At 66.8% G+C, this 18,393-nt stretch carries 17 protein-coding genes; 5 read left to right on the top strand and 12 right to left on the bottom strand.

The genetic code is table 11. The annotated features are described in order from the left end of the window. Positions 1 to 13: 13 nt before the first annotated feature. The 9 genes from EYB42_RS11470 to EYB42_RS11510 form a co-directional block, all read right to left on the bottom strand. Positions 14 to 1,639 carry an AMP-binding protein gene (locus EYB42_RS11470; RefSeq protein WP_135450251.1) on the bottom strand — a complete coding sequence of 542 codons (1,626 nt, stop codon included), beginning with the start codon at positions 1,637 to 1,639 and terminating at the stop codon, positions 14 to 16. A gap of 37 nt (positions 1,640 to 1,676) precedes the next feature. Then, complete coding sequence (kynA, locus tag EYB42_RS11475) at positions 1,677 to 2,507, bottom strand: tryptophan 2,3-dioxygenase (RefSeq protein ID WP_135450252.1); 831 nt, start codon at positions 2,505 to 2,507, stop codon at positions 1,677 to 1,679. A 247-nt stretch (positions 2,508 to 2,754) separates the two neighbouring features. Continuing rightward, positions 2,755 to 3,159 carry a RidA family protein gene (locus EYB42_RS11480; RefSeq protein ID WP_135450253.1) on the bottom strand — a complete coding sequence of 135 codons (405 nt, stop codon included), beginning with the start codon at positions 3,157 to 3,159 and terminating at the stop codon, positions 2,755 to 2,757. Continuing rightward, positions 3,156 to 3,563, bottom strand: coding sequence for an acyl-CoA thioesterase (locus tag EYB42_RS11485; RefSeq protein ID WP_135450254.1), 408 nt, complete (start codon positions 3,561 to 3,563; stop codon positions 3,156 to 3,158). Before EYB42_RS11485 ends, EYB42_RS11480 begins: the two co-directional genes overlap by 4 nt. Continuing rightward, positions 3,560 to 4,696, bottom strand: coding sequence for an acyl-CoA dehydrogenase family protein (locus tag EYB42_RS11490; protein ID WP_135450255.1), 1,137 nt, complete (start codon positions 4,694 to 4,696; stop codon positions 3,560 to 3,562). Before EYB42_RS11490 ends, EYB42_RS11485 begins: the two co-directional genes overlap by 4 nt. 57 nt (positions 4,697 to 4,753) lie before the next feature. Further along, positions 4,754 to 5,566 carry an enoyl-CoA hydratase family protein gene (locus EYB42_RS11495; RefSeq protein WP_135450256.1) on the bottom strand — a complete coding sequence of 271 codons (813 nt, stop codon included), beginning with the start codon at positions 5,564 to 5,566 and terminating at the stop codon, positions 4,754 to 4,756. Continuing rightward, positions 5,566 to 6,000, bottom strand: coding sequence for a MarR family winged helix-turn-helix transcriptional regulator (locus tag EYB42_RS11500; RefSeq protein ID WP_135450257.1), 435 nt, complete (start codon positions 5,998 to 6,000; stop codon positions 5,566 to 5,568). The genes EYB42_RS11495 and EYB42_RS11500 overlap by 1 nt, the downstream gene beginning before the upstream one ends. Next, positions 5,997 to 6,740, bottom strand: coding sequence for an SDR family NAD(P)-dependent oxidoreductase (locus EYB42_RS11505; protein ID WP_135450258.1), 744 nt, complete (start codon positions 6,738 to 6,740; stop codon positions 5,997 to 5,999). Before EYB42_RS11505 ends, EYB42_RS11500 begins: the two co-directional genes overlap by 4 nt. Further along, a complete protein-coding gene (locus EYB42_RS11510; RefSeq protein WP_135450259.1) occupies positions 6,737 to 9,022 on the bottom strand; it encodes a bifunctional salicylyl-CoA 5-hydroxylase/oxidoreductase in 2,286 nt (761 codons plus the stop codon). The genes EYB42_RS11505 and EYB42_RS11510 overlap by 4 nt, the downstream gene beginning before the upstream one ends. 125 nt (positions 9,023 to 9,147) lie before the next feature. On the opposite strand from EYB42_RS11510, the gene EYB42_RS11515 reads away from it, so the two are divergent. The 3 genes from EYB42_RS11515 to EYB42_RS11525 are packed head-to-tail and all read left to right on the top strand — an operon-like array spanning position 9,148 to position 12,184. Next, the gene (locus EYB42_RS11515) at positions 9,148 to 9,903 is read left to right on the top strand and encodes an enoyl-CoA hydratase-related protein (protein WP_205909979.1); all 756 of its coding nucleotides are present in this window, start codon (positions 9,148 to 9,150) and stop codon (positions 9,901 to 9,903) included. Further along, a complete protein-coding gene (locus EYB42_RS11520; protein ID WP_135450261.1) occupies positions 9,900 to 11,012 on the top strand; it encodes a 3-hydroxyacyl-CoA dehydrogenase in 1,113 nt (370 codons plus the stop codon). The genes EYB42_RS11515 and EYB42_RS11520 overlap by 4 nt, the downstream gene beginning before the upstream one ends. Further along, positions 11,009 to 12,184, top strand: a complete 1,176-nt coding sequence (locus EYB42_RS11525) for an acetyl-CoA C-acyltransferase (RefSeq protein WP_135450262.1) — start codon at positions 11,009 to 11,011, stop codon at positions 12,182 to 12,184. The genes EYB42_RS11520 and EYB42_RS11525 overlap by 4 nt, the downstream gene beginning before the upstream one ends. Positions 12,185 to 12,327: 143 nt before the next feature. On the opposite strand, the gene EYB42_RS11530 is transcribed toward EYB42_RS11525, so the two are convergent. Next, positions 12,328 to 12,894 (bottom strand): winged helix DNA-binding protein, encoded by a 567-nt coding sequence (locus EYB42_RS11530; RefSeq protein ID WP_135450263.1) that lies wholly within the window; start codon positions 12,892 to 12,894, stop codon positions 12,328 to 12,330. 117 nt (positions 12,895 to 13,011) lie between these two features. Between EYB42_RS11530 and EYB42_RS11535 the strand changes: the two genes are divergently transcribed. Together EYB42_RS11535 and EYB42_RS11540 are read left to right on the top strand one after the other, a co-directional pair. Further along, entirely contained in the window at positions 13,012 to 14,103 is a 1,092-nt protein-coding gene (locus EYB42_RS11535) for an LLM class flavin-dependent oxidoreductase (RefSeq protein WP_135450264.1), read from the top strand. Between the two features lie 11 nt (positions 14,104 to 14,114). Further along, the gene (locus EYB42_RS11540) at positions 14,115 to 14,606 is read left to right on the top strand and encodes a flavin reductase family protein (protein WP_135450265.1); all 492 of its coding nucleotides are present in this window, start codon (positions 14,115 to 14,117) and stop codon (positions 14,604 to 14,606) included. A gap of 79 nt (positions 14,607 to 14,685) precedes the next feature. Here EYB42_RS11540 and EYB42_RS11545 read toward each other — a convergent pair whose 3' ends face one another. Together EYB42_RS11545 and EYB42_RS11550 are read right to left on the bottom strand one after the other, a co-directional pair. Beyond that, on the bottom strand, positions 14,686 to 16,248 hold the full coding sequence (locus EYB42_RS11545; RefSeq protein ID WP_135450266.1) for an indolepyruvate oxidoreductase subunit beta family protein: 1,563 nt from the start codon (positions 16,246 to 16,248) through the stop codon (positions 14,686 to 14,688). After that, complete coding sequence (locus EYB42_RS11550; protein ID WP_135450267.1) at positions 16,245 to 18,392, bottom strand: thiamine pyrophosphate-dependent enzyme; 2,148 nt, start codon at positions 18,390 to 18,392, stop codon at positions 16,245 to 16,247. Before EYB42_RS11550 ends, EYB42_RS11545 begins: the two co-directional genes overlap by 4 nt. Position 18,393 lies beyond the last annotated feature (1 nt).

Below are 18,393 nucleotides of genomic sequence, written 5' to 3' on the forward strand. Positions count from 1 at the left end.
GGGAACCGCGCAATCAGCCTGCCGCCCCCTGCCGCAGCCGGAAGCGCTGGATCTTTCCAGTCTGGGTCTTGGGCAGGGCGTCGGCAAAGACCACGCGGCGAGGATACTTGTAGGGCGCGATGACCTTCTTCACATGGTCCTGCAACAGCTTGACCATCAGCGCGTCGCCCGTAGCGCCCGGCGCAAGCACGACATGCGCCTCGACAATCATGCCTCTTTCCTCATCCGGGGCGCCGATCACCGCGCATTCCGCGACCTGGGGATGCGACAGCAGCGCCGCCTCCACCTCTGGCCCGGCGATGTTGTAGCCGGCGCTGACGATCATGTCGTCCGATCGGGCGGCAAAGTGGAAGCGGCCCTCGTCGTCCTGCCAGAAGCTGTCGCCGGTCAGGTTCCAGCCGTCCTGCACATACTTGGCCTGCCGCGCGTCGGCCATGTAGCGGCATCCGGTGGGGCCGCGCACGGCCAGTCGCCCGACCTCTCCACTTGGCAGTTCTGCCATGTCGGGGCCGACGATTCGTGCCTGATAGCCGGTTACCGGGCGGCCGGTGCAGGCAGGGCGGTGATCGTCGAAACGGTTGGTGATGAAGATGTGCAGCATCTCGGTCGCCCCGATCCCGTCCAGCATCGGCTTGCCGGTTCGGGGCATCCATTCCTCATAGACCGGCGCGGGCAGGGTCTCGCCCGCACTGACGGCGGCGCGCAACGACGACAGATCGGCACCGTCCTCCATCGCCTTCAGCATCGCGCGATAGGCGGTTGGGGCGGTGAAACAGACCGTGGCACGATGGGTCTGGATGATCTCGACCATGTTGGCGGGGCTGGCCTGTTCCAGAAGTGCCGCCGCTGCCCCGAAGCGCAGGGGAAAGATCGCAAGACCGCCAAGGCCGAAGGTAAAGGCAAGGGGAGGGCTGCCCACAAACACATCCTCGGGCGTGACACCCAGCACTTCCTTTGCATAACCGTCTGCAATGATCAGAAGATCGCGGTGGAAATGCATCGTCGCCTTGGGCTCGCCCGTTGTGCCGCTGGTGAAACCCAGAAGCGCCACGTCGTCGCGCCCCGTGGGCGGCGGCGTGAAGCGGACAGGTTTCGACAGGGCGGCGCGGTCAAGTTCCGCGTCATGGTTCGCCGTGCCGTCCAAGCCCACCACGGTCTTCAGGAACCGCGAGGTCTTGGCGCAAGAGACCAACTCCTCCATCAGCCGCGTGTCGCAAAGCGCAAGCGCGATTTCCGCCTTGTCCACTATGGCCGACAGTTCACCCGCACGCAGCATCGGCATGGTGTTGACGACAACCGCCCCGGCCTTAGTCGCCGCGAGCCAGCAGGCGACCATCGCCGGGTTGTTGGCCGACCTGATCAGCACCCGGTTGCCCGGCTTCACGCCGTAGTCGCTGACCAGCGCATGGGCGATGCGGTTGGTCCAGTCGGTCAGTTCCTTGTAGGTCCGCTGACGGCCGTTGCCGATCAGCGCCACATGGTCGCCGAAGCCGCGCTCCACCATGCGGTCGGTCAGTTCGACCGCCGCATTCAGCCAGTCGGGATAGGAAAACCCGTTCAGAAGCAGATCGGGCCACTGGTCGGCCGGCGGCAGCCGGTCGCGGGTAAAGCCGTCCGTGTGCCCCGAAGGTCCAAGCATGTCGTCCTCCCTTGTCGCCGGGTCGCCCCGGCCCTGTTCACAGCGCCGTGCGGACGCGCCAAAGCTCCGGGAACAGTTCGACCTCCAGCATCCGCCGCAGATAGCTGATGCCCGCCGTCCCACCCGTGCCACGCTTGAAGCCGATCACCCGTTCGACCGTGGTGACGTGATTGAAGCGCCAGCGGCGGAAGTAATCCTCGAAATCCACCAGCTTCTCGGCCATCTCGTAGGCTTCCCAATGGGCGGCGGGGTCGCGATAGACGATCTCCCATAGGGCGGTCACTTGCGGATCAGCCTCCCAGGGCTGGCGGACATCCCGGGTCAGGACATGCGCCGGGACCGGCAGGCCCAAGCGCGCCAGCCGCCGCAGCACCTCGTCGTACAGCGTGGGGCGAGCGAGTTCCGCCTCCAGCTTCTCCAGGATGTCGGGCCGGTGCGCATGGGGCTTCAGCATCGCCGCGTTCCGGTTGCCCACCGCATATTCAATCAGCCGGTATTGCCAGGACTGGAAGCCCGAGCTTTGCCCCAGATCGTCGCGGAAGCGCGTATATTCCGAGGGCGTCATCGTGCGCAGCACGTCCCAGGCGGAATTGAGCTGTTCGAAGATCCGGGCAATGCGGGCCAGCATCTTCGACGCCTCGGCCATGCGGTCGGCGGCAATGGCGCGGCGGGCCGCGTCCATTTCGTAAAGCGCCAGCTTCATCCAGAGTTCCGAGGTCTGGTGCTGGATGATGAACAGCATCTCGTCATGCGCGGGCGACAGCGGATGCTGCGCGGTCAGGATCTGGTCGATCCCTAGATAGTCGCCATAGGACATGCGCCGCCGGAAATCGGTTTCCGCGCCGTCGGTGGAAGGGTTGTAGGTCATGGGTTGCCTCGGTCGCTGAAGAAAGTTTCAGACGCGGGCGGCACCCTTCCGGGATAGAACCGACAGCATCCCCATCTTGCGCCAGACCGCGACCCAGCCCGCATGGCGGCAGACCACCGGCAAGGCACGAGCCTCGCGCCGGGTCTGTACGTTCCTCTGTGGCGCGGGCTTCAGCATGGCACCCCGGGGGTTGATGGTCAGCAGGCTAACCGCTGGCCGATGAATTTCAAGTTCGAAATACCGCCGATCAAGGGATCACGGCGGTGGCCTCGATCTCCACCTTCGCCCTGTCCTCGACCAGCGCCACAACCTGCACCAGCGCCATGGCCGGGTAATGCCGCCCGATCACCGACTTGTATATGCGCCCAAGCTCTTTCAGGTTGGCCAGGTATTCCCGCTTGTCGGTGACATACCAGGTCAGCCGGACAAGGTGTTCCGGCCCCGCCCCGGCGCAGGCCAGCACCTCGACGATGCTTTTCAGCGCCTGTTCCACCTGGCCCGCGAAATCGTCGGTCTCGAAGACCTGGTCCGCGTTCCAGCCGATGATGCCGCCGGTAAACACCATCCGACCGGTGGCGGCGACGCCGTTGGAATAGCCGATGGCGGGTTTCCAGTGCGCGGGATGCAGGAACTGGTGGGGGCTCTGGGTCATGCGTCCTCCAGATGGGCGGCAAGGGTGGTGCGGATGGCGTCCGGCCAGCGGCCGGGGCGGTGGTCGGGGCCAAGCCAGACCAGGGTCAGCCGGGCAGTCAGACGATGCTGCCCGGCGCAGCGGGCCTCCAGCCGAAAGGTGGCAGAAGAGGCGCCCAGCCGTTCCGCATCCAGCGTCCAGTCCAGCACCTCGCCCAGCCGCGAGGGCGCCTTGAAATCGGTTTCCACCCGGGCGGTCGGCACGCCGATGCCGTCGGCCATCATCGCGTGGTAGGAATAGCCGACCACCTCGCGGAAGAAGTTCTCCATGACCGAGTTGGTCATCTCGAAATAGCGCGGGTAGAAGACGATCCCGGCCGGGTCGCAATGGTTGAACTCGATGCGGATCTGGCGACGGTAGGTCATGCCAGCACGCTGCGGGCGATGACGACGCGCTGCACGTCCGAGGCGCCCTCGTAGATGCGCAGCGCCCGGATCTCGCGATACAGGCTTTCGACGACCGAGCCATATCGGACCCCATCGCCGCCATGCAGCTGCACGGCCATGTCGATCACTTCCTGCGCGGCCTCGGTGGCGTAAAGCTTCGCCATCGCCGCCTCGCGCGTGACGCGGGCCGCGCCCATGTCCTTCACCCAGGCCGCGCGATAGACCAGAAGCGCGGCCGCGTCGATCTTCAGCGCCATGTCGGCAAGATGGCCCTGTACCATCTGCAGCTCGGCCAGCGCCTGCCCCTGGATGCGCCGCGCCCTGACGCGCGCCAGCGCCTCGTCCAGCGCGCGGCGGGCAAAGCCCAACGCCGCCGCGCCCACGGTCGGGCGGAACACGTCCAGGACCGACATGGCCAGCTTGAACCCCTCTCCCGGCGCGCCGATCAGCGCGTCTTCCGGCAGGACCATGCCCCGCATCCGCAGCGTGGCCAGCGGATGCGGGGCGATCACCTCCAGTCGCTCCACCACCTCAAGGCCGGGCGTATCGACGGGCATGAGGAAGGCCGACAGGCCGCGCGCGCCCGGTGCCTCGCCGGTGCGGGCGAACAGCACATAGACATCGGCGATCCCGCCGTTCGAGATCCAGGTCTTTTCTCCCTCGATCAGCCAGCCGCCCTGAACCCGCGTTGCGGTGGTCGCCGTTGCGGCCACGTCCGAGCCCGAACCGGGCTCGGTCAGCGCAAAGCCGGAAATAGCCCGCCCCTCCCGCGTCTGCTCCAGCCACGCGCGCTGCGACGGCGTACCGAACAGGCTGACCGCCCCCATTCCCAGCCCCTGCATCGCAAAGGCGAAATCGGCCAGCCCGTCGTGCCGCGCCAGCGTCTCCCGGATCAGGCACAGCGTGCGCACGTCGAGCCGCTCGCCCTCTCCCGCCCCGGAATGGCGCAGCCACCCCCCCTGCCCGAGGGCCACCACCAGCGCCCGGCAGGCCGCATCCACATCGCCATGATCCACCGGCAGATATCCGGCGCACCAGTCCTCCAGCCGCGCCGCAAGGTCGCGGTGGCGAGACTCGAAGAACGGCCAGTCAAGAAAGCTGCGATCGCTCATTCTTCCGTTCCCAAATATCCCACGGGGGTGCGGGGGTGTGAAACCCCCGCTCCTCGCTCAGTCACCCTGAAACACCGGCTGTTCCCGGGCGACAAAGGCCCGATAGGCCCGTTCGAAGTCCTTCGTCTGCATGCAGATCGCCTGCGCCTGCGCCTCGGCCTCGATCGCCTGGTCCAGCCCCATGTTCCACTCCTGGTTCAGCTGGGTCTTGGTGATCCCATGCGCGAAGGTAGGCCCCGCCGCCAGTTGCCGGGCCAGCGTCATCGCCGCCTCTTCCAGCGCCTCGGGCGCATGGAGCGCGTTCCAGAACCCCCAGCGCTCGCCTTCCTCGGCCCGCATGACGCGCCCGGTATACAGAAGTTCCGCCGCCCGCCCCTGCCCGATGATCCGGGGCAGCATGGCGCAGGCGCCCATGTCGCAGCCGGCAAGGCCGACCCGTGTGAACAGGAAGGCGCATTTCGCACCAGGGGTTGCCAGCCGCAGGTCGGATGCCATGGCCATGATCGCCCCCGCGCCGACGCAGACCCCGTCCACCGCCGCGATCACGGGCTTGCCGCAGCCGATCATCGCCTTGACCAGATCGCCGGTCATCCGGGTGAAGGCGAGAAGGCCCTTCATGTCCATGCCGACCAGCGGGCCGATGATGTCATGCACATCGCCGCCGGAACAGAAGTTGCCCCCGTTCGGGCCCAGCACAACCACATCAACATCGGTTGCATGGACCAGCGCGCGGAAGGTGTCGCGCAGCTCGGCATAGCTTTCGAAAGTCAGCGGGTTCTTCCGCTCGGGCCGGTTCAGACGGATGGTGGCGATCCGGTCGCGGACCTCCCACAGGAAATGGGCGGGCTTCAGCCCGGCAAGTTCGATCATCACGCACCTCGCATGCGTTTGAGAATGTCAGTGAGGCTGTCCAGGTCCGCCTCGGACAGGCCCGCGAACAGGCGCGAGACCTCGGCCTCGTGTTCTGCCGCCAGCCCCTCGAACTGCGCCAGCCCCTCGGGCGTCAGTGCGACATGCACCGTGCGGCGGTCGGTTTCCGACGGCGTGCGGCGAACAAGGCCGTCCTTCTCCAGCCGGTCAACCACCGTGGTCGCATTGCCGTTTGAAACCAGCAACATGCGGCTGAGTTCGCTCATCGTCACGCCTTCGCGGCGACGGTAGAGCGCGGCCATCACGTCGAAACGCGGCAGCGTCGTGTCGTGCCGCACGCGCAGGAATTCGCGCAACTCGCCCTCGGCGGCGCGGGTGACACCCAGCAGGCGAATCCACATCTTCAGGCGGCGCTTGGACAGGGGGTCGCTCATACCTCACCCCCTGCAATGGTGATCGACTGCCCGTTGATCCCGTCGCTGCCCGGCCCGCACAGGAACAGCGCGGCGGCGGTCACCTCGTCGGGGCGGTAAAGGCGGTTCTGCGGACTGAGCGCCTCCAGCGCGGCGCGGGCCTCGGCCAGGCTGCGGCCAGTCTTTTCGCTGATGACGCGGATCGAGTTCTCCGTCATCTCGGTGTCCAGAAACCCCGGGCAGATAGCGTTCACCGTGACCGGTCTGCGGGCGACCTCCAGCGCAAGAGACCGGACCAGGCCCATCACCCCGTGCTTGGCTGCCGCATAGGGTGCAATCTTGGCATAGCCCTTCAGGCTCGCGGTCGAGGCTACGGCGACCAGCCGCCCCCAGCCGTCGAACTGCCGCAGACCTTCGCGAAAGGTCAGGAACACGCCGGTCAGGTTCACCGCCAGCATCCGGTTCCACTGGTCCAGCGTGGTGCGGACAAACGGCGCAGAATCGGCCTGCCCGGCGTTGGCGATGACGATGTCCACCCGCCCCGCCTGCGCATACAGCGCCTGAACCGAGGCCTCGTCCGTCACGTCGCAGGGCAGCGCGCGGATTGCGGGATGCTGCGCGGCGGTGGCCTCCAGGGCAGAGACCCGGCGACCGCATATCACGACCTCTGCCGCACCGGCCCGGGCAAAACCCAGCGCAAGGTCGGCCCCTGCCCCGGAGCCCCCGCCTGTCACCAGTACCCGCCGCCTTGCAATGGTCATGCCCGGATCACCTCGGTTGCCTTTTGCGCCAGCCGCCGCATCTGGTCGCGCCCCGCAAGATACGGCAGCGGCCAGTCGGTGGCCTGATCCTGCATGGCAACGGATGCATGCAGCGTCCAGTAGGGATTGGCCAGATGCGGCCGGGCAAGGCAGACCAGATCGGCCCGACCCGCCAGAAGGATCGAGTTCACATGGTCGGTCTCGGTGATGTTGCCCACGGCCATGGTGGCAAGGCCCGCCTCGTTGCGGATGCGGTCGCTGAAGGGCGTCTGGAACATCCGGCCATAGACCGGCCGCGCCTCGGTCGAGGTCTGGCCGGCGGAAACGTCGATGATGTCGGCGCCGGCTGCGGCGAACATCCTTGCGATCTGCACCGCCTCTTCCGGGGTCACGCCATGGTCGCCCACCCAGTCGGTTGCGCTGATACGGACCGAAAGCGGCTTCTCCTCGCCCCACGCCGCGCGCATGGCCCGCAGCACCTCCAGGGGCCAGCGCATCCTGTTCTCCAGCGATCCGCCATAGGCGTCGGTCCGGCGGTTCGACAGCGGGCTGATGAAGGACGACACAAGATAGCCGTGCGCCGCGTGCAGTTCGACCATGTCGAAGCCCACGCGTTTCGCCATTTCGGTGGCTGCGACGAATTCCGCGGTAACTGCCTCCATGTCGGCCCTGGTCATCTCGCGCGGGATGGCATTCCGTGGTGACCAAGGGATCGGCGAGGGGGCAATGATTTCCCAGTTTCCCGAGGGCAAGGGCGCATCGCCATCCTCCCAGCCGACCTGGGTGCTTGCCTTGCGGCCCGCGTGGCCGATCTGGCAGCAGATCTTTGCCGTGGTTTCGGCATGGACGAAATCGACGATCCGCTTCCAGGCAACCTCGTGTTCGGGGGCGTAAAGGCCGGGGCAGCCGGGGGTGATGCGGCCCTGCGCGCTGGTGCAGGTCATTTCGGTATAGACCAGTCCTGCGCCGCCCTTGGCGCGTTCGCCGTAATGCACCAGATGCCAGTCGGTCGGGCAGCCATCCACCGCCTTGTACTGCGCCATCGGCGAGACAACGACACGGTTCTTCAGTTCCATGTTCCGCAGCCGGAAGGGCGCGAACATCGGCTTGCGTCCCTTCCGTCCGCCCGCCTGTTCCTGGAACCAGTCTTCGACCCCAGCCAGCCATTCGGGGTCGCGCAGGCGCAGGTTCTCGTGGCTGATCCGCTGGCTGCGGGTCAGCAGCGAATAGGCGAACTGTTCCGGCGGCAGGTCGAGGTAGCGTTCCACCTGCTCGAACCATTCCAGGCTGTTGCGCGCGGCCGATTGCAGGCGCAGCACCTCGACCCGGCGTTCGTCCTGATAGCGCTGGAATGCGGCCTCCATCGTGGGCTCGCTGTGCAGGTATTCGGCCAGGGCGATCGCGCTGTCGAAGGCCAACCGCGTGCCCGAGCCGATCGAGAAATGCCCCGTCGCCGCCGCGTCGCCCATCAGCACGACATTCTGGTGATACCATTTCCCGCAGATCACCCGGGGGAAGTTCATCCAGACCGCCGATCCGCGCAGGTGGGCTGCGTTCGAGATCAGCTCATGCCCGCCAAGGTGACGCTCGAAGATCCTGCGGCAGGTTTCGACCGTTTCTTCCTTCGACATGCCGGCAAAGCCCCAGCGGTCCCAGGTCTGCTGAGTGCATTCCACAATGAATGTCGCAGTGTTCGCGTCGAACTGGTAGGCATGGGCCCAGACCCAGCCGTGTTCGGTCTTCTCGAAAATGAAGGTAAAGGCGTCGTCGAACTTCTGATGTGTCCCAAGCCAGACGAACTTGCACAGGCGCATGTCGATGTCGGGCTGGAACACGTCCGCATATTCCTTGCGCACAGCCGAATTGATCCCGTCAGACGCGACGACAAGATCGTAGTCGTGACGGTAGTCCTCGGCCGACTTGAACTCGGTCTCGAAGCGCATCTCGACCCCCAGTTCCCGCGCCCGGGCCTGCAACAGGATCAGCATCTGCTTGCGGCCGATGCCCGCAAACCCGTGCCCGCCAGACACGGTGCGAACCCCGTTATGGACCACGGCGATATCGTCCCAGTAGGCAAAGTGGTCGCGGATCGCCTGGGCCGAGACGGGGTCGTTCTTCGTCATCCGCCCAAGCGCATCATCCGAAAGCACGACGCCCCAACCAAAGGTATCGTTGGCGCGGTTGCGCTCCAGCACGGTGATCTGATGCGCCGGATTGCGCAGCTTCATCGAGATCGCGAAGTAGAGACCGGCAGGACCGCCGCCAAGGCAGAGAATCTTCATGGGTCATGTTCCTGTTCTGGCGCACGGATGCTGCGCCGTTGCGGAAAGCTTGCACCGGCCCGCAATAATTTCAAGCTTGAAATTTCATACTTGAAAAAAATGCCGAAGGGGCGATGATGCCGGACATGGACCTGATGATCGAAAGCATGCACGGATGGGCACGGCTGACGCTGAACCGTCCGGCACAGAGAAACGCGCTGAACACGGCCCTGCTGGCAGCGGTGGCGGATGCACTTGGCCGCCTGGCCGATGACCCCGCCTGCCGCGTCGTGGTGCTGACCGGGGCCGAAGGCAACTTTGCCGCCGGGGCAGATATCGGCGAGATCGAGCACAAGACCAGCGCCGAGGGCGCGGCCGACCCGCGCAAGGCGCATTGGGCGGCGATCCGCGCCTTCCCCAAGCCCCTGATCGCGGCGGTGGATGGCTTCGCCCTGGGCGGAGGCTTCGAACTGGCGCTGATGGCCGACCTCATGGTGCTGGGTGCCACCGCCCGGCTGGGCCTGCCAGAGACCAACCTGGGCCTGATCCCCGGTGCGGGCGGCGGGCAGCGGCTGATGGCGCTGGCCGGACGCGCCCGGGCGATGCGCATGGTGCTGACGGGCGAAATCATCGACGCGCAGACCGCAGTGGACTGGGGAATTGCTGCCTTTCTGTCCGAAGGCGCCGCCGCCGAGGCGGCAGAACCCCTTGCTGCGCGCCTCGCCGCCCGCGCCCCCCTCGCGCTGATGGCCGCCAAGCGTGCCCTGATCGCGGGCGAGGAAAGGGCTCTGGCCCTGGCCGAGGAACGCGCGGCCTTCGAGGCGCTCCTGGACACCGCCGACAAGGCCGAAGGCATCCGCGCCTTCCGCGACCGTCGCAAGCCGGAGTTCAAGGGGCAATGATCATCGGTGTCGTCGGCCTTGGCGCGATGGGTCTGGGGATCGCGCAGGTGTTTGCCCAGGCAGGCCATCCGGTACGGGCAACCGATGCCGCGGACGCCGCCCGCGCATCGGCCCGCGAACGAATGGCGGCCGCCCTGGCCCCCAGGGTCGCCAAGGGAGCGATGACCGGGGCCGAGCGCGACGCCACGCTTGCCCGGCTGACCGTGGTGGACACGGTGGAGGACATCGCCCCCGCTGGTCTGGTGATCGAGGCTGTGGCCGAACGGCTGGAAGTCAAGCAGGCGGTGTTCCGATCTCTGGAGCCGCTTCTGCCCGCCGACGCGGTGCTGGCCACGAATACCTCATCCCTTTCAGTCGCGGCGATCGCCGAAGGGCTGGCGCGGCCCGGTCAGGTGCTGGGCCTGCACTTCTTCAACCCCGCCCCGGTGATGAAGCTGGTAGAACTCGTGGCCCATGCCGGAACCACCGCCGCCGCGCTGGATCTGGCGCGCAGCCTTGCCGAAGGCGCGGGCAAGGTGGTCATCGCCTGCCCCGACCGTCCGGGCTTCATCGTCAACCGCTGCGCCCGGCCCTATTATGGCGAGGCACTGGCGCTGCTGGAGGAAGGCCGAACCGCCACCGAGATCGACGCGGCAATGGTGGCGGCAGGATACCGGCTTGGCCCCTTCGCGCTGATCGACCTGATCGGCGCCGACATCAACCTGGCCGCGACCGAAAGCCTTGCGGCGGCGATGGGGGGCCACCCGCGCTATCATGTGTTCAGGGCGCTGCGCGACCAGGTCGCGCGGGGCGAGCTGGGGCGCAAGAGCGGGCGGGGTTTCGTCTTTCCCGCCGAGCCGGCGCCACCTCCCGCCGACGCCGAGGCCATCGCCCTGCGGATCGAGGCCGCCTTGGCAAACGAGGCCGCCTGGCTACTGTCCGAAGGAGGGGTGACGGCTGAAGGCATCGACACGGCGATGAAGCTGGGCCTGAATTTCCCGCGTGGCCCCTTCGAGGCCCGCGCGCGGCACGGGGCAGACCGCATCCGCGCCACGCTCGCCGCGCTGGAGGCCGCCGCGCCCCCGCATCTGAAAACCCGCTACCTGCCCGCACCGGAGCCAAGCCCATGACCGAGGTCTTCCTTTGCGCCCACCGCCGCACGCCCATCGGCCGGCACGGCGGCACGCTTGCCATGGCACGCCCAGACGACATGGCTGCCCATGTGATCGACGGCCTCCTGGACCTGCACCCCGGCCTTGCGGTGGACGAAGTGATCTTCGGCTGCGCCAACCAGGCCGGCGAGGACAACCGCAACGTCGCGCGCATGGCGGTGCTGCTGTCGCGCCTGCCGGAAACGGTGCCGGCGCTGACGGTCAACCGCCTTTGCGCCAGCGGGCTGGATGCGGTGATCGCGGGCGCAAGGGCGGTGCGCGACGGGGCGGACGTGGTGATCGCGGGCGGGGTCGAAAGCATGACGCGGGCGCCCTTCGTGCTGGGCAAGGCCGAAACCGCCTTCTCGCGCGAGGCGCAGATGCATGACACCACCATCGGCTGGCGCTTCGTCAACGACCGGATCGCTGGCGCCTACGGCACCGAGTCCATGCCCGAGACCGCCGAGAACGTCGCCGCCGAACACGGGATCGCGCGCACCGACCAGGACGCCTATGCCCTGCGGTCGCAGTCGCGCTATGACGCGGCCTGGCATGCAGCCGACATCCTGCCCGTCACGATCCGGGGCCGGAAGGGCGAGACCGTGGTGGACACCGACGAACACCCCCGCGCAACGACGATGGAGAAGCTCGCCGCCCTGCCCGCGCCCTTCCGGGCTGGGGGCACGGTGACGGCAGGCAATGCCGCGGGCATCAACGACGGCGCGTCGGCGGTGATCCTTGCCTCGTCCGAAGGCGTGCGGCGGCACGGGCTGACCCCGCTTGCTCGCGTGGGAGCCGCGGCCAGCGCCGGGGTTGCCCCGCGGGTCATGGGGATCGGCCCGGTCGCGGCGGTCGGGCGGCTGACGGCACGCACCGGCCGGACAGCGGATGATCATGACGTGATCGAGCTGAACGAGGCCTTTGCGGCACAGGTTCTGGCATGCCTGCGGGCCTGGGCTCTGGCCGACGACGATCCGCGCGTGAACGCCAGGGGCGGCGGGATCAGCATGGGCCATCCGCTGGGCATGTCTGGCGCACGCATCGCCGGAACGGCGGCGCGGCGGCTGGCCGAAGGCGGCGGTGCGTCGGCGCTGGTCACGCTGTGCGTCGGTGTGGGCCAGGGCGTTGCGCTGGAGCTGCTGGCAGCCTGACACGACGGGCCAGGTGCAGCCGGACTGCACAGGCCCGGCATCGCCGCAGGTTCATGACTTCCGCGCTTTTCGCGCGTTGCCCTGCCGAAACGAAGACTTGGCAACCGGGAAGAGGCCGGGGCTGCGGCAACCGGGGGCATCGACTAGCCCCGACGATGCGTTGCCGCCACCCGCGAGATTTCCTCATAGATCCCTGACATCAGGTTCAGTGTCCGCGTCGCCTCGGCCAGCCGGTCGGAAAAGCCGGGCACATTCGCCACGGCCTGGATCAGAAGCCGCCGCCGCAGCGCGCCGTAGTCATCCGTCACGCGGCGGCCCTCGTCGGTGACTTCGTAGGTCACGCCGGACCGCCCCGCCCCCTTGCGGATCACCAGACCCGCGCCGATCAGCTTGCGCAGCGAATACTGGATGTTCGGCACGTCGTCGCGGTTGGTCAGCCGCGCCAGATCCTTTATCGACTTCGGGCGGTCGTTCATGCGGATGATATGCAAAAGCGCATTCTCGGGCCCCGTCGCAGCCAGATCGCACACGGACGCAAGACATTCCGACTGCCAGCGCCCGAATCCCTCGAAACAGCGCATCAGGGCAAATTCCAGTTCGGTCGTGTCCACCTCGACCGGGCTCTCCGCCAGATGCCAGTGCCAGTCAAGACCGGGAACCCGCCCCTGCGCCACGGCATCGTTTTGAACTTGAAGCTTTTTTTCCGGCATCCGTCAGGCCCCCTGCTGCATCTGAGTCTTCCTGCATCGGACCGTTGACGCAAATGGATTTTACGATAGACTTTCAAACATAAAATACCTTCAAAAACTGCAACAGGGACCAAAGACATGCCGAACCACCCGATGCTTTCGGGCAACCGCTTCCGCCTGGGCACCTTCTCGACCAACTGCTCTTCGGGGATGACGCCGACCAAGGTGCCCGAACGCTGGGTCAACAGCTGGGACAACAACCTGAAGCTGGCGCAGATGCTGGACGAGGCGGGAATCGACTTCATGCTGCCGATCGCCCGTTGGATCGGCTACGGCGGCGAGACCGACTTTCACGGCGGCGTGCTCGAGACGATGACCTGGGCCGCGGGCCTGCTGGCGGCGACCAAGAACATCGCCGTCTTCGCCACGATCCACACCGCCGCGAACCACCCGGTGGTCGTGGCCAAGCAGATCGCCACCATCGACCAGATCGGCCACGGCCGGGCGGGCCTGAACATCGTTGCGGGCTGGAACAAGCCGGAGTACGAGGCACTGGGGCTTGAGTTGCCGGACGACCACGAAACCCGCTATGCCTATGCGCAGGAATGGTTCGACCTGATCCGCAAGTTGTGGACCTCGGACGAGCATTTCGATTGGAACGGCAAGTATTTCAAGGCAAAGAAGGTGAAGGGCGATCCGAAACCCCTGCGCGGATCGGTTCCCATCATCAATGCGGCGGGCAGCCCGCAAGGCCGCGAGTTCGCGACCGACAATGCGAATTTCCTGTTCACGCCAGCCATCGACCTTGAGCGGTCGATGGGCGAGATTGCCGAACTGAAGGCGCAGGCGCGCGCAAAGGGCCGCGAGGTGAACGTGCTGACCTTCAGCCATGTGATCTGCCGCCCGACCGAGGCCGAGGCCAAGGCCTTTGCCGACTATACCGCCGTCCAGAACGCGGACACCGAGGCGGTGGACAATCTGGTGCGGTTGCAGTTCGCGCACGCTCACAGCTTTCCGCATGACCTGCTCGCGCAGATCAAGCACCTGTTCGCCCTGGGTCATGGCGGCTTCCCGTTGATCGGAACGCCGGATCAGGTGGCCGAAGGCATCCTGAAGCTGCATGCGGCGGGATTTGCGGGAACGACGCTGTCCTTTGTCGATTACGTCGAGGAATTCCCCTATTTCCGCGATACGGTGCTGCCGAAACTGGCCGCCGCCGGGATCAGGTAGGGAGACGCAGCATGGCCGAAGAACCGACCGGGAAAGAATTCCGGGACGCGATGCGCGCCTTTGTGGGCAACTGCAGCGTCATTACCGTTGGTGACGGCGAGGAAGCCTCGGGCCTGGTGGTGACTTCGGCCATTTCGCTTTCGGCCGACCCGCCCCTGCTGCTGGCCTGTGTGAACCGGTCGGCGTCGAGCCATCCGCTGCTGGTCCGATACGGCCGCTTCGGCTGGTCGTCGCTGGGTGCGGCGCATCAGGCGGTGGCCGAACGGTTCTCGGGCTTCGGCGGGGTCAAGGGCGCGGCGCGGTACGAGGGGGCCGAGTGGGAAACCGCCGTCACCGGCGCCCGGCTGCTGAAGGGCGCGCCCACGGCCTTCGACTGCACGGTAGAAGAGATGATCGATCGCGCAACCCATTCGATCCTGATCGGCCGGGTGCGGGCAATCCGCACCACGCCGGGGGCGGGGGCGCTGATCTACTGGAACGGCAGCTACCGGGCGCTTGAGTGACACGGAAAGGGGGGCTGCCGCCCCCCTCGCCGCGGGCCGGCTCACATCTAGCGAGCATTTTCAAAGGGGCAAGACCGGCTCAGGCGAAGCTGCGGATCGTCTGGATAGCACCGTCGAGCGCCTTGCCTTCCTCATCCTTAAGGGCAGCCTCGCGCAGGCGGCGGCACCAGTCGGCTGCGTCGTCACGCCCGGCAATCATCAGCGTCGCAGCGATGACGCGGTCGAACTTAGACAGCCCCCGCGCGTGGGTGTCGGAATAGCCCTTGATCAGGCGGCGGCAGCGGATCAGTTCCACGGCAAGGTCATAGTTGCGCGGCACCTCGGCCAGGGCGGTTTCCAGCCAGCGGGCAAGATGCGCCTGTTCCTGCGCGTGGCGCAGGGTGCGGCGGCGCCAGCCCTTCAGGCCACCCAGCACATGCAGCATCAGGAAGGCGCGCAAGGAGTCGGTGCGCAGGTGCCGCCCCTTGTCGAACCAGCGCGTCAGGCGGGCCATCCATTTCGGGCTGGCCTCGACCTTTGCGCCCAGCCGCGCAGGGAACATGCCGACGATCTCTTCCGCCCTCGGGTGGAAGAATTCGGTCAGGTGCAGCAGGTTGCCGTCCTTCACGCGCATTTCACCACGGATGCGGTCGAAACGGCGGGCGCGGGTCTTGAGGTCGGCCACCCGGATCACGTCGTCATAGGCCATCGCATTGGCAATGTATTTCGCTGCCTCTCGGGTCAGCACCCAGCCCTTTTCTGCGCTGTCGCGGGCCTGCACCGTGGCCAACCGGTCGAGGTATTCGGCGCCATAGGCAAGATCCTGGAACTCCACCACCTTGCGCAGGCCGGGCATGGCCATCTCGGCGGCAGGCTCTGGCAGGGCCGAGACGCGGGCGGCCAGCGCGTTCCATTGTGCCATCAGTCGCGCCGGGCCTGACACTGCCGTCGCCGTGCGGGAAGGCGGCGCAGCCACCGCTTCCGCCGCAGGATTGGCCGCGACCTCGAAGGCGGCAGCGAAAGCGCGCAGCGACCCCTCTACCCCCTTGCCGCTTGCGCGGATCGCGGCCTCGAAGGCCTCGCGCGGGAAGGGCAGCACCCCCGACCCGGCCAGCGCCCCGAACAGTGAGGCCGAGATGACCGAACCGTTTCGTACGGCCACCGCATCGAAATCGGCCGCAATGAAACGGCGTGCGGCGATTTCGGCTGCTGCGCGCACCTCTTCGGCAGGGGCGATGCCGTCACCCGGCACCATCTTTTCCGACACCGCCAGCGCGCGGTGGGTCGAGGCGATCAGCGTGGTCCGGTCGGGCGTGACGAAACCGCGGATGATGGCGCGACCGGCCTCCATCATCTCGGCGGCGATCATGATGTCCACGTCGCCGGGCGCGGGCATCAGGGAAAAGACCTGCACCGGGTCGCCGGGACGGTGCGGGGCCATCTCGACGTAGTAGACCGTGGCGCCGGTGCGCTGCGACACGCCCGCGACCGAGGTCGCCTGGGCGGCATAACCTTGCGAGCGCGCCACATCCTCGACCCAGCCGGTCAGCACCCCGCCGCCCTGCCCGCCCACCGCAAGTATCGCCAGCTTGATGATGCCGGACAGGCGCGGATCGAGCGTGCCTTTGCCCAACTGGTCGGACAGTGTTTCATGCAGCGTCATGGTGTGGCCTCGAAGGTCAGGCAGCGGGCGGCGCGGCGGGCTTGCAGCCAGGCGATGATCCGGGCACGGAACCGGGCAAAGCGCGCCTCCCACGGGCCGGGGTTGTGCACCACGTCGGCGCGGTAGAACGACGGGCAGAGGACGGCGGCATCTGCCACTTCGCCGCAGTTCCCGCAGCCGACACAGCTTTGGTCGATATGGGCCACGGGGTCGTCGCGCAGTGGATCGTCAAGCTTCTTCAGCGACAGCGAGGGGCAGCCCGACAGCCGCATGCAGGCGTGGTCGCCTGTGCAGACCTCCTCATCCACGCCGAAGCGGGGGGCTTCGACCCGGCGCCCTTCCCTTATCGCCTTCTGCATCAGCGGCTTTTCGCGGCGTTGCCGGTTCAGCATGCATTCGGATGATGCGACAATGACCTTCGGCCCCGGAGTGTCGGTCGTCAGCGCCTCGCGCAGGACATCGCGCATCCGGCCCACGTCATAGGTCCGGTCCACCTGGCGCACCCAGTCGATGCCAATGCCCTTGAGCGCCTTGGCGATGGGATGTCTGGTGGACTTGGTCGGGTTCTCGGCGCGACTGGACATGATGTCCTGCCCACCCGTTGCGGCGGAATAGTAGTTGTCGACGATCACCGCCACGCCATCCGACTTGTTGAAGGCCATGTTGGTGAAGCTGGAGGAAAGGCCGTTGTGCCAGAACCCGCCGTCACCGATGATCGCAACCGGGCGGCGTTCGCCCCCCCCGTCGAAGGCGGCATTGGCGGCGGGGCCCAGGCCATAGCCCATTGTCGCCCCGCCGATTTCGAACGGGGGCAGCGCGGCGAACAGATGGCAGCCAATGTCCGCGCTGATCTGCAGCTTGCCGGTTTCCTTCTGCACCAGCTTCATCGCGGCGAAGATCGGGCGTTCCGGGCAGCCGGTGCAGAAGCCGGGCGGGCGGATCGGCACCGTCTTCGTCAGGTCCGGGATCTGCGGCCGATCCTCGTTTGGCGCGCGCACCATGGCAGGCAGCATCTCGGGCGCGGCCTCCTTCAGGAAGGCACCGATCGCGTCCAGCATGACCTGGCCGGTATATTCTCCGGCCATCGGGAAGATGTCCTTTCCGCGCAGGCGAACGGTGGAGCCCGCGCGATACAGGAAGGTGGAAAGCTGCTGTTCGATGAACTCTGGCTGGCCTTCCTCGACCACCAGCACCTGATCCTTGCCAGCGCAGAATTCAAGAAACTCGGACGACAGCAGCGGGTAGGTCACGTTCAGGACGTAGAGTGGAACCTGCGTGTTCCCCCAGATGTCCGCCAGACCCAGCCGCTGCAACGCGCGGATGACGCCGTTGTACATGCCGCCCTGCAGGATCAGCCCGACCTTGGCTGCCTTCGGCCCGAACACCTCGTTCAAGCCGCGTTCGCGGATGAATTTCTCGGCGTTGGGCCAACGGTTCCTGATCTTGTCCTGCTCATGCGCATAGGACATCGGCGGCAGCACGACGCGGGCGAAATCGGACTGCGGATCCGACAGTGCCTCTTTCACCGTAAGCTTCGGGCGCTGGTTGTCGCGGGTCGTGAAACTGCCGGTCACATGGCAGGACCGGATGCGCACCATAAGCATGACGGGGGTGTTCGAGGCCTCGGACAGTTCGAATCCGTCCTTAACCGACTTGACGATGCTGGGCAGGTTCGGCCGAGGGTCCAGAAGCCAGAACTGCGATTTCATCGCAAAGGCGTGGCTGCGTTCCTGCATGATCGAGGAACCCTCGCCGTAATCCTCGCCCACGATGATCAGGGCGCCGCCGTTCACGCCGCTTGAGGCAAGGTTCGCCAAGGCGTCCGAGGCGACGTTCACGCCCACCGAGCCTTTGAACGTCACCGCCCCGCGGATCGGATAATGGACCGAGGCCGCCAGCATCGCCGCTGCCGCTGCCTCGTTCGCGTTGGCCTCGAAGCGGATGCCAAGCTCCGAGAGCAGTTCCTCGGCATCGGCCAGCACGTCCATCAGATGGCTGATCGGCGCGCCCTGGTAGCCGCCGACATAGCCGACACCGTTTTCCAGCAGCGCCTTGGTGATCGCCAGAATGCCTTCGCCGGTGAAGGTCTGGCCCTCGCCCAGCCTCAGATGCTCTACCTCTGCCTTGAAGGACCGTTCGGCCATG

Source organism: Tabrizicola caldifontis (genome assembly GCF_004762095.1).
Lineage (GTDB): Bacteria > Pseudomonadota > Alphaproteobacteria > Rhodobacterales > Rhodobacteraceae > Tabrizicola > Tabrizicola caldifontis.

Excerpts from the sequence above, each read along its gene's own strand:
- EYB42_RS11470 (WP_135450251.1), bottom strand. The coding sequence starts at position 1,639 with ATGCTTGGACCTTCGGGGCACACGGACGGCTTTACCCGCGACCGGCTG.
- kynA (WP_135450252.1), bottom strand. The coding sequence starts at position 2,507 with ATGACCTACAACCCTTCCACCGACGGCGCGGAAACCGATTTCCGGCGG.
- EYB42_RS11480 (WP_135450253.1), bottom strand. The coding sequence starts at position 3,159 with ATGACCCAGAGCCCCCACCAGTTCCTGCATCCCGCGCACTGGAAACCC.
- EYB42_RS11485 (WP_135450254.1), bottom strand. The coding sequence starts at position 3,563 with ATGACCTACCGTCGCCAGATCCGCATCGAGTTCAACCATTGCGACCCG.
- EYB42_RS11490 (WP_135450255.1), bottom strand. The coding sequence starts at position 4,696 with ATGAGCGATCGCAGCTTTCTTGACTGGCCGTTCTTCGAGTCTCGCCAC.
- EYB42_RS11495 (WP_135450256.1), bottom strand. The coding sequence starts at position 5,566 with ATGATCGAACTTGCCGGGCTGAAGCCCGCCCATTTCCTGTGGGAGGTC.
- EYB42_RS11500 (WP_135450257.1), bottom strand. The coding sequence starts at position 6,000 with ATGAGCGACCCCCTGTCCAAGCGCCGCCTGAAGATGTGGATTCGCCTG.
- EYB42_RS11505 (WP_135450258.1), bottom strand. The coding sequence starts at position 6,740 with ATGACCATTGCAAGGCGGCGGGTACTGGTGACAGGCGGGGGCTCCGGG.
- EYB42_RS11510 (WP_135450259.1), bottom strand. The coding sequence starts at position 9,022 with ATGAAGATTCTCTGCCTTGGCGGCGGTCCTGCCGGTCTCTACTTCGCG.
- EYB42_RS11515 (WP_205909979.1), top strand. The coding sequence starts at position 9,148 with ATGGACCTGATGATCGAAAGCATGCACGGATGGGCACGGCTGACGCTG.
- EYB42_RS11520 (WP_135450261.1), top strand. The coding sequence starts at position 9,900 with ATGATCATCGGTGTCGTCGGCCTTGGCGCGATGGGTCTGGGGATCGCG.
- EYB42_RS11525 (WP_135450262.1), top strand. The coding sequence starts at position 11,009 with ATGACCGAGGTCTTCCTTTGCGCCCACCGCCGCACGCCCATCGGCCGG.
- EYB42_RS11530 (WP_135450263.1), bottom strand. The coding sequence starts at position 12,894 with ATGCCGGAAAAAAAGCTTCAAGTTCAAAACGATGCCGTGGCGCAGGGG.
- EYB42_RS11535 (WP_135450264.1), top strand. The coding sequence starts at position 13,012 with ATGCCGAACCACCCGATGCTTTCGGGCAACCGCTTCCGCCTGGGCACC.
- EYB42_RS11540 (WP_135450265.1), top strand. The coding sequence starts at position 14,115 with ATGGCCGAAGAACCGACCGGGAAAGAATTCCGGGACGCGATGCGCGCC.
- EYB42_RS11545 (WP_135450266.1), bottom strand. The coding sequence starts at position 16,248 with ATGACGCTGCATGAAACACTGTCCGACCAGTTGGGCAAAGGCACGCTC.
- EYB42_RS11550 (WP_135450267.1), bottom strand. The coding sequence starts at position 18,392 with ATGGCCGAACGGTCCTTCAAGGCAGAGGTAGAGCATCTGAGGCTGGGC.